Origin of the sequence: Protofrankia sp. Cas3 (genome assembly GCF_963555955.1) — a bacterium.
Taxonomy (GTDB): domain Bacteria; phylum Actinomycetota; class Actinomycetes; order Frankiales; family Frankiaceae; genus Protofrankia.
In genome coordinates this window covers 1-9,284 of record NZ_CAUVXP010000192.1, presented here as the reverse complement: position 1 = coordinate 9,284, position 9,284 = coordinate 1, and the positions used below count along the sequence as shown (strand labels likewise).

13 protein-coding genes are annotated in these 9,284 nt (G+C 65.0%); 5 read left to right on the top strand and 8 right to left on the bottom strand.

The window, feature by feature from the left end:
• Nucleotides 1-438: acyl-CoA dehydrogenase family protein (locus U9983_RS24320; protein WP_322756243.1), on the bottom strand; the 438-nt coding region annotated here is incomplete at its 3' end.
• A gap of 210 nt (nt 439-648) precedes the next feature.
• On the opposite strand from U9983_RS24320, the gene U9983_RS24315 reads away from it, so the two are divergent.
• Nucleotides 649-1,170, top strand: coding sequence for a PaaI family thioesterase (locus U9983_RS24315; RefSeq protein WP_322756242.1), 522 nt, complete (start codon nt 649-651; stop codon nt 1,168-1,170).
• A 129-nt stretch (nt 1,171-1,299) separates the two neighbouring features.
• A complete protein-coding gene (locus tag U9983_RS24310; RefSeq protein ID WP_322756241.1) occupies nt 1,300-1,725 on the top strand; it encodes a hypothetical protein in 426 nt (141 codons plus the stop codon).
• A 206-nt stretch (nt 1,726-1,931) separates the two neighbouring features.
• Here U9983_RS24310 and U9983_RS24305 read toward each other — a convergent pair whose 3' ends face one another.
• From U9983_RS24305 to U9983_RS28130, 3 genes are all read right to left on the bottom strand, one after another.
• Nucleotides 1,932-2,762, bottom strand: coding sequence for a hypothetical protein (locus U9983_RS24305; RefSeq protein WP_322756240.1), 831 nt, complete (start codon nt 2,760-2,762; stop codon nt 1,932-1,934).
• Nucleotides 2,763-3,231: 469 nt separating this feature from the next.
• On the bottom strand, nt 3,232-3,762 hold the full coding sequence (locus U9983_RS24300) for a hypothetical protein (RefSeq protein ID WP_322756239.1): 531 nt from the start codon (nt 3,760-3,762) through the stop codon (nt 3,232-3,234).
• 306 nt (nt 3,763-4,068) lie between these two features.
• The gene (locus tag U9983_RS28130; protein ID WP_416211515.1) at nt 4,069-4,317 is read right to left on the bottom strand and encodes a hypothetical protein; all 249 of its coding nucleotides are present in this window, start codon (nt 4,315-4,317) and stop codon (nt 4,069-4,071) included.
• Here U9983_RS28130 and U9983_RS24295 point away from each other — a divergent pair.
• The gene (locus tag U9983_RS24295) at nt 4,232-4,456 is read left to right on the top strand and encodes a hypothetical protein (protein ID WP_322756238.1); all 225 of its coding nucleotides are present in this window, start codon (nt 4,232-4,234) and stop codon (nt 4,454-4,456) included. The two genes, U9983_RS28130 and U9983_RS24295, sit on opposite strands and share 86 nt — an antisense overlap.
• 37 nt (nt 4,457-4,493) lie before the next feature.
• Here U9983_RS24295 and U9983_RS24290 read toward each other — a convergent pair whose 3' ends face one another.
• The 4 genes from U9983_RS24290 to U9983_RS24275 are packed head-to-tail and all read right to left on the bottom strand — an operon-like array spanning nt 4,494 to nt 7,997.
• Nucleotides 4,494-5,690 carry an ABC transporter permease gene (locus U9983_RS24290; RefSeq protein ID WP_322756237.1) on the bottom strand — a complete coding sequence of 399 codons (1,197 nt, stop codon included), beginning with the start codon at nt 5,688-5,690 and terminating at the stop codon, nt 4,494-4,496.
• Complete coding sequence (locus U9983_RS24285; protein WP_322756236.1) at nt 5,690-6,355, bottom strand: ABC transporter ATP-binding protein; 666 nt, start codon at nt 6,353-6,355, stop codon at nt 5,690-5,692. Before U9983_RS24285 ends, U9983_RS24290 begins: the two co-directional genes overlap by 1 nt.
• Complete coding sequence (locus U9983_RS24280) at nt 6,352-7,431, bottom strand: peptidoglycan-binding domain-containing protein (RefSeq protein ID WP_322756235.1); 1,080 nt, start codon at nt 7,429-7,431, stop codon at nt 6,352-6,354. Before U9983_RS24280 ends, U9983_RS24285 begins: the two co-directional genes overlap by 4 nt.
• On the bottom strand, nt 7,428-7,997 hold the full coding sequence (locus U9983_RS24275; protein WP_322756234.1) for a hypothetical protein: 570 nt from the start codon (nt 7,995-7,997) through the stop codon (nt 7,428-7,430). The genes U9983_RS24280 and U9983_RS24275 overlap by 4 nt, the downstream gene beginning before the upstream one ends.
• 119 nt (nt 7,998-8,116) lie before the next feature.
• On the opposite strand from U9983_RS24275, the gene U9983_RS24270 reads away from it, so the two are divergent.
• The gene (locus U9983_RS24270) at nt 8,117-8,773 is read left to right on the top strand and encodes a response regulator transcription factor (protein ID WP_322748474.1); all 657 of its coding nucleotides are present in this window, start codon (nt 8,117-8,119) and stop codon (nt 8,771-8,773) included.
• The coding region (locus tag U9983_RS24265) for a HAMP domain-containing protein (protein ID WP_322756233.1) at nt 8,770-9,284 on the top strand (515 nt) is incomplete at its 3' end. The genes U9983_RS24270 and U9983_RS24265, both read left to right, overlap by 4 nt.

The window sequence follows — 9,284 nt, the reverse complement described above, 5'->3', positions numbered from 1 at the left end:
GACCTTCGGGTCGGCGCCACCCTGCGGCTCGGTCATGGAGAAGCACGAAACGATCTCATTACGCAGCAACGGCGCGAGATACGTCGCCTTGTGCTCGTCCGTGCCGAAATGCGCAAGGATCTCACTGTTGCCCGAGTCCGGTGCCTGGCAGCCGAAAACGCTGGGAGCGCAGCGCGACCTGCCCAGGATCTCGTTGAGCAGGGCGAGCTTGAGCTGGCCGTATCCGGGGCCGCCGAGTTCCGGGCCGAGGTGGCAGGCCCACAGCCCCTGCGCACGGACCTTCTCCTGCAGCGGTGGGATGAGCGCGGCACGGACCGGGTCGGCGAGGTCGTACGGCTGGCGGACCAACCGGTCGACAGGCTCAACTTCCGTGCGGACGAACTCATCCGCCCAGTCAAGCAACTTCTGGTAATCGGGATCCGTCTGAAAGCCCCACATCGGTGACTCCTGTCACTGTCTGGCTACTCACTGGCTGGCAATGCATTCGGTGAGGTCACGGGCCATGTTGCTCTAACCTGGATGCCGCACTCCAGGTTGCGATGAGACTGTTGCTAATCGTTATATGTTTATACTGATATCGAGGCATGCCCGCAACCGCGGCGAGCGTGTGGAGAGCACCATGCGGCCAAGAGGGGTGGCGCTCGTCGGATGAGTGACAACGGACCGCGCTGGACGGGCTCGGACTTCCAGGTGCCACCGAGGGCAGGCGGTGCGGTGGCGCTGTGTGGCGCCTGTTCCCGCACGGGACAGTGCCGCCTGGGGATGCTCCGCGAGCAGTTGGACGACGGGGTGCTGCGGGCGCACGTGACCTGTTCGCCGGAGCATGAAGGCGGTCCGAACGTCGCCCATGGCGGCTGGACGGCGGGGATCATGGACGAGGTGCTCGGACACCTGCCCATGCACCTGGGGACACTCGCGGTCACGGCGACGCTTGAGATCAAATTCATCCGCCCCGTTCCGATCGGGCGTGACCTGCTGGCATCGTCCTGGCTGGACAGGCGTGAGGGGCAGCGTCTGTACGTGGTCGGCGAGCTACGAATGGCGTCCACGAACGCGGAGCTCGCCACCGCTAAAGGCGTTTTCGTCGCCCGCGACCGCGCGCACTTCGACCGCCAGCAGGCCTGGCTCGCCGAGCAGGACGCGGCCGGGGATCCCGCACCGAGAGCCTGAGACCCCGCACCAAACCATCGCATCCCAGCACTATCATCGCTACGATCAACCGTGCGCAATCATCGATCCGCGACAGAGCAGCCGCGGAAACCCTCGAGCCAGCCTCTGACAAAGGCCGAGCAACGAGCGGTGGTCAAAGCATGGCATGAAATACCCAAGCACACCAGAGCTGAAGTCAGGAAGCTGGCAAAGCGTCGCCTGCGGCATCCGGATCCGGTCGTCGCGGCAACAGCCGAGAACCTGGCGAAATACTACCTGCATGAGACTCGCCGAAGCTGGGTATTCGCGCTCCTCGCGCTCCTCACCTTTCCGATGGATGCCGCTGCGGGCTTCCTGATAGAAATTCTGCCCGGATACCTATCTCCGACCGCCGGCGCCGCATTCATAATCAGCGGCGGGATTTGGGGTGGTCTTTTCGGCGTTGCCTGGCAAGGTCGTCGCGGAGCAAAGCGAATCCTGGCTGCGAAACCGCAGCCACCGGATCCCGCAGCCACGCCGGCAGCCGTTGCGGTCGACAGCCTCGCGCCGGGCGAAGTGGATATCATCCAACGCTGACCGTCGTCGCATCTAGGATCTTGACCGCGGCGGTCCGTATCCGATACGCAACGATACACAGTGAGCGTCCTTCTCGACACCGATGTCATCATCGACATCCTTCGCGGTTGCCCCGAGGCGCGGACCTTCGAGGCCAACTCATCGAGGACCGTCCCTGGATGCCCGCGGCCACCGGGACCTGGCCAGTTACGCATTGGAAACCCTCATCACTTGCTGACCCTGATGTGGTTCTCGTGGAAGAACAAATAGATGGGCAAGCCAAGGAGAACTAGGCCAACGGCCGTCGAAACCAGTTTACCCACGCCGCCAAGCACCTTCTTATGCACCTCTCTGCGTGCGGCCAGCTGCACCTCGGTCATGATTCGAGTACCGGAGTACAGGCCGATTGCGGAGATCGCGACACCGGCCATGGTGATGAAGAATCCGCCGAGCGGGAAGGCTGTTATCGATCTGGCGGCCGCCAGCGCGAAGTCGCCCTTGCCGTTACTTACGAAGACGTTTTCCTTGATCGAAACTTGGTAGCCCCCGTCAACGTTGGCCCACCACTCGTCCTTGATGAACAGGAGGATGGCCGTAAGATGAGCCGCACTCAGGATGATCGACGTTATTCTCTTGGCCACCGTGCTTTTAAAGCTACCGATCTGCGGATTGAAGATCTGAAGGAACAGACCGTTGATGAACGTCAATGCGATAGCCCATTCCAGGTACTTCAGCCCGTCCGCCGTCAGCGAATCGTGCGCTTCTCTGGCGTTGGTCATCATTACCAGACCGTTGACCAAGTCGTGAGAAGCGTGGTGGGCAACATGATCGTATACCAGGACGCCGCCGGGCGGATCGAACGACACGATGTACCACGGGAAGACGAACCCGATCGTCGCGATGATGCTGCCCACCACCATGAGCGTGATCCGTGTCGGACGGCGCAGCCTGACATAATTAGCGATCTTTCCGGTCACCCACTCGGGATCGGACAGATCTTTCGCCATAAGTTCTCGCGGCGCAGTCTTGACCCTGTGCCACCAGTCGTTGAGCCCCATTGTGCCCCTCCCCTGGCCCACGAATACTGCTGAGACCGATCCTTTTATCACGGAACCCAACGGGCTCGTCAACCTCCTTCGCAGTGGATGGGATGTCGTATTCACATGGCACAGGAAGTAAGTGTTCGGTGAACCCGTGGGATGTTGGCTGGGCGGGCGGATGACTGGGTGCCGGTCGAGCGTCGGTCTGCCCACGCGTTGACGAGATATTGTCACGATATGCCGGTCAAGTGCGTGATGTGCCTGTCGGTGGTGGTGTGTGCTGGGTGCCGTGTCCCTCGCGTCGACGGTGGGCCTGTAGAAATCACGGTATAACTCTCCGAACCGGCGCCTGGCTCCCACCCGCAGCTCAACCCGCAGCTCAACCCGCCTGACCGAAACACTCAGCCACCCGCGACCTCAGCTGAACAGCTACCGCAACGGCACCAAGCCGTGTCGAGATACTTGCCCACCCACCAGACCCGGCTATTCACCATTTCTGCGACCTGCGCGGCTCGATCTTCTTATAAAGAAAACCATCCGCATCAGCAGACTCGATATACCGCATGACCTGAATATTTCTCATCTCGACCGGGCGCTTCGGATATCCGCTCAAGAAATTGGACTTAAAGGGTAGACGTCGTTCTGCAGCCTGGAACTCTAACACTGGGTCGAGGCCTATCAGCTCAGCGCTACGCCACAAAAGTGAGATCGGATGCACAACATCACGGAAGTCACGGGATTTTTCGCAGGCTATGGCTGCTGCCAGCAGCCCAACCTGGAGATCTTCCTGATCCCGATTTCTAACCGCGAGAGCAGCCATCCTTTCAGCGAAAACCGCCAGCAGGCTGGCTTCATCGTCAAGTACAAGTTCATAAATATCCCCAAGCGCACCAATTCTATCTGCTTTAAGCAGAAGTTTTTTGATCATAAAATCACGATTGGATGGAATAGGAGTACCAGCATAAGGTGTACGCCTACCTATAATAAGACCTCTCAGATCTTCATCCTCAGTTCCCATCCATACTACTTTCGTCGCGGAGCTCGAAGTACGTACTCACTTTCGTAAATATACCCAGCAGTCCTCAATCTTTCAAGATCATTACCGTACACCAGAAACCGCATTTCTTTTCTATCCCACAGGTTGTCAAAACTCTCATTTGAAGCAAGATAAACATCGAGCTCTCGTTCGATGACGCTATCAATCCAGGCATCATTTAGCTCCGGACTCCAGTCCCGAGGATTAGGAAAAGACAGTACCTTGTGGCACTGCCAACCTAGCCCTTTAGTTGCGTCTTGATTACTGCCGATAATGGCGACAATTCCATCAGGACAATCGTCGCTTGCTGCTTTTACAATCCAAGCAAGCTTCAATTACTATCGCGGCCGCCGCCGCGACCGGCGGCAAAATCTCCGCCAGCGGCACGGCCGCAAACAACATGGCCAACGGATTATGGCCCGACGGATCGTTGTAAGCCAGCGGATTGGCGTTGCCATACACATACCGGTTCGCCGAGATCCCCGACGTCAACGGCAGACCGACACTGTCCCGAGAGACAAACCCGCCGGTGCCCAGCGTGTACCAGCGGGCCTGTGCGCTCACCTTCGCCTCCGCCAAGGGCATTTTCGTGGCGCGTGACCGCACGCACTTCGACCGCCAGCAGGCCTGGCTCGCCCAACAGGACGCGGCCGGGGATCCCGCACGGACCGCCTGAGACCCCTGTTGCCGGTCGGTCTAAACCCGCGCTCCTGTCACGGCGCGATCAGGGCTGCGACCGGAGTGAGGCGGGCGGCACGGATGGCGGGATAGAGGCCGGCGATCATGCCGACCGGCAGCGTGACAACCACGCCGCCCAACCAGGCGACCAGCGGAACGACCACCGGCCAGTGCTGCGTCGCCGCGTACCCGCCCGTGGCGAGCACGCCGAGGATCACACCGCCGACACCGCCGAGACCGGCCAGCAGCAGCGATTCCATGAGGAACTGCAGGCGGATTTGTCCCCGGGTCGCGCCGAGGGCGCGACGAAGGCCGATCTCACCGCGCCGCTCGAGTACCGAAATGACCATGGTGTTGGCCACACCTACCCCGCCGACCACCAGAGCGACTGCACCGAGCCCGAGGAGGAGGCGGTCAAGCGTCCGGTGGGTGGCGCGCTGCGCGGCGAGCGCATCCGAGGGACGGGAGACCCGAACCTCATACGGGCTTTGCGGGTTCACCGTCGCCGGCAACACCGACCGGACGGCCTCCACCTCGGACGGCGCGGATCGCGTGTACAGCGTCGTGGGATGGGCGTCGAAACGAAGGTAGGTCTCGGCTGCGCTCCATCCGACCAGGGCGGCGTTGTCCAGTTCGGGGGCGAGCGGGACGGGTCCGAGCACGCCGACCACGCCAAACCACTGGCCACCCAACCAGACCCGGGTTCCGGGCAGGTGGGCCGCGAGCTTCTCGGCGGCCCGGGCGCCGAGGACGACAGCAGGGAAGGTCGAGGTCGCCCGGTTGAGCCAGCGGCCCTCGGTAACGCCACCGCTGACCGTGTCCAGCAGTCCCGGCTGGGCGGCCAGTACCGCGATGGCGCCGGTGTTGCCCACGTCGATGTGGTCATTGCGGTAGATCGAGGCGTTGACGCGCCCGGTCGCGGACACCGAGTACACCGGGGCAATCCGGGTCGCCATCTGGACCGATTCGGTCGGGAGCTTCGCCCTTTCCCCCAGTACGGTCTGGCCGGGTGCGGCGATGAGCAGGTTGGTGCCGAGCGTGTCCAGTCGCCGGTCCAGATCGGCGCGGCTGGATGAGGAGACACCGAGGACGGCGACCATGGCCGCGATCCCGAGCGAGATGCCCAGTGTCGCGAGCCCCACCCGCAGCGGTCGAGACCGCAGGCCGGCGGAACCGACCCGGAGCGTGTCGGCCAAGCCGAGCCGTGCGGGGCGTGGCAGGGCGCCGGCCATCAGACCACCTTCCCGTCGAGAAGGCGCACCTGGCGCGGCAGCCGGCCGGCGATGTCACCGTCATGGGTGATGACCACGACGGTGGTACCGGCCGTGTGAAGCTCGTGCAGGATGTCCAGCACGGCAGCGCCTGAACCCGTGTCCAGATTGCCGGTCGGCTCGTCCGTCAGTAGCAACATGGGGACACCGACCACGGCGCGAGCGATGGCGACCCGTTGCCGCTCCCCGCCGGACAGTTCGTGTGGCCGGTGCCCGAGCCGGTGGCCGAGCCCGACACGGTGCAGCGCCGCCTCGGCACGCCGACGACGATCGCGGATCGGGACGCCGGCGTAAAGCAGTCCGTTCGCCACGTTGTCCAGGCACGACACACCGTCGGCGAGATGGAAGTTCTGGAAGACAAACCCGATGCGGTGCGCCCGCAGCGCGGATAGTCGGCGGTCGGGCAGCGCTGCGACGTCGTGTCCGTCCAGGTACACGCTGCCGGTAGAAGGCCGGTCAAGAGTACCCATGATGTGCAGCATCGTCGATTTCCCGGAGCCGGAACGGCCGACGACGGCCACCATCTCCCCGCTGTGGACGGTCAGGTCGACGTCCCGGAGGGCGGCGACGCCCCCGGGGTACACCTTGGAAACGCCGTGCATCTGCACCACCGCAGGCGGATTCATGCCGGCACCTTCACCTTCACACCCGCATCGATGCCGGCAGCGCTGACCTCGACCCGGCCGTCCGCGAACAATCCGGTCCGTACCGGTACCACCCGGCTCAGGTCGCCGTCGACGATCTCCAGGGCGTACCCTCCCTCGATCGGCGCGAGCAGCGCGGCGACCGGTACCGTCAGCACGTTCTCCCGCTGGTCCAGAACGTGCCGCACCTTCACCGGCGCCTGATCCAGCCCCTTGACCGCATCCTGGTTCGCGATGGTGACGGTGACCGTCACGGTGGCCTGCTGGGCACCGCTGCCAGCCGGGGCGTTCGCATCGTCGCCGCCGGCCTGTGCGCTCGCCTGGGTGCCGACGTCGGCCACCACGCCGGGCACCGCGGCGCCAACCGGCAGCACAATGTCCACGTTGGTGCCCTTAACCGCCCATGCCGTGTTCTGCGCCGAGACCTGGGCGGTCACCGCCTTGGTCGTGCCGGTGCAGGCGAGCACCTGGCCGGTCGCGGCCGCACCGAGCCGGGCCATCCGGCTGGCGACCCGGACCGGCCCGGGTAGGTAGATGACCTCGGCGACGTCCACCGTGCCGGTCTCCGGCCGACCCAGGTCCCGCTGCCAGCGCTTGACCGCCGCCGCCGTCTCGGCCGTGTACCGCTGGTCGGCCGTGAAGCCGGTGTATCCGAGCGCGCGCAGGTTGGTCTCAAACTGGTTGACGTCATTGCCGACCGTGTCGGGCGCGAGCGGGCGGTACATGGGCAGGTCACCGTAGAGCAGCACGACCGGCAGTTCATCGGCGCGCAGTAGGGCACGGCCCCGCTCCACCGTGTCACCGGCGTTGGGCAGCCAGGTGAGCGTGCCGGGCGCCCTGGAGTCGACCGGTTGGGTCGGGCCGTAACTGAGTGTTCCGTCCACGAAGGCGGTCTGCATAAGGGTTGTGCGGGTGATCTCGGCGGTGACCGCTGGCGGCGATGAGCCGGCCGGAACCGCCGATGAGGGGCGCTGCGCGAGGTGCACAGTCAATACGCCGACGGTGAGGGTCAGCGCAGCCGCCACCGCGCCGATAACGAGGCCAGTGCGCATCCTCATCCGCCGATCGTGCCGCCGCCGGTTGCAGGCCAGACCTGCTGCTGGCAGGTCTGCAGGCCCGACGCCAGACTCGGGTCGTCCTTGAGCCGCGCGGCCAGCTGGTCGCTGACGTGGGGGTCGCCGGTCACCGGGTCGGGGTCCGGATATTCCGGCACGCCGTGTCCCCGCAGGCACACGGCGAGCCGACGCTGGGCCTCGACCGCCTGCTGATCGGGCCGCTCCGCGTCGACGGCCGCCGGCAGGTACGGACGGCACTTCTGCGAGGCGGCGTTGACTACGCCGATGTTCGTGCGTTCCTTGTCGATCTGCGGCATGCCCTCGGCGGTTGACTGGTCGAGCAGCGTGACACCGTTGCTCAGCAGGCAGTCGCGATACCGCGTGGCCTGGCTGCCGCGGTCGGCGCTGCTCTGGACCGCCGATGGCGAGCCGGCCGAGACGGACACCACGTGCGATGTCCCTCCCCCGCCGGCGCAGCCGGACAGCAAGGCCACCGCCAGTCCGGCCGCGGACACCGGACCGATCAGCGGAAGGCGTCGGCTCGCGGCCGGATTTCCCGTGTTCGTCATGGCAGTGATGGAACTCGGTTGGCGATAAGATCACCGTAAGCGACGATACTTACGCGCTTCTTATGCGGATTCGTTCACAATCTCGTCAGCGCTGCGGACCGGTCGAGGGGGGAGCGTCCATGCGGGTGCTGGTCGCCGAGGACGAGGGGCTGCTGGCTGACGCCATCGCCGAGGGCCTACGGCGGGAGGCGATCGCGGTCGACGTCGTCTACGACGGCGCCGAGGCCCTGGAACGGTTGGGCGTCAATGACTATGACGTCCTGGTACTCGACCGGGACCTACCGATCGTGCATGGCGACGACGTGTGCCGCAGCCTCGTCGGGTCGGACGCGGACACCCGGGTGCTGATGCTCACCGCGTCCGGCGAGGTGAGTGACCGGGTCGCCGGCTTGTCTCTCGGCGCCGACGACTACCTGCCGAAACCGTTCGCGTTCCCGGAGCTCGTCGCCCGGGTGCGCGCCCTGGCCCGGCGGGCGCGGCCGGCCGCGCTCCCGGTACTACGCCGGGCGGGTATCGAACTTGACCCGGCGCGCCGGCAGGTGACCCGGGCCGGTCTCTTTGTCTCCTTGTCCCGCAAGGAGTTCGGGGTGCTCCAGGAGCTTCTCCTCGCCGACGGGGCGGTGGTGAGCGCCGAGCAGCTCCTGGCGAAGGTCTGGGACGAGAATATCGATCCGCTGACGAACGTCGTCCGGGTGACCGTCATGACACTGCGCCGCAAACTCGGTCAACCGCCGTTGGTGGAGACCGTCACCGGCGTTGGGTACCGGCTGCCATGACCAGGCTGCACGTCCGCGCCCGGCTGGCCCTGCTCTTCGGCTGCCTGGGACTGGTCGTGAGCGGACTGATGCTGCTCGTCGCCTATCTGGTGGTCAACGACGCCATCGCGCAAGAGCCGATCGATATCTCCGTCGCGGTACAGGCGACGCCGAGCTCCGAAGACCAGGCCGCGCAGTCCAAGGCCCGGCAGGTGCTCGCGGAGCGGACCATCCGGGAACGGCTGCGCTCACAGACCCTGGCTCCGCTGGTGGATCGCGGGTTGATCCTGGCAACCGGACTGACCGCCGCCAGCCTGGTCGCCGGCTGGTTCGTCGCGGGTGCGACGTTGCGTCCATTGCGTCAGATCACCGCTACGGCCCGCCGTGTCGCGGACCGTAGCCTGCACGAACGGGTCACGTTGACCGCTGCCCGGGACGAGTGGTGGGAGCTGGGTTCCGCGATCAACGCCATGCTGTCCCGCCTCGACGCAACCTTCGCGGCGCAGCGGCAGTTCGTCGGCAACGCCTCGCA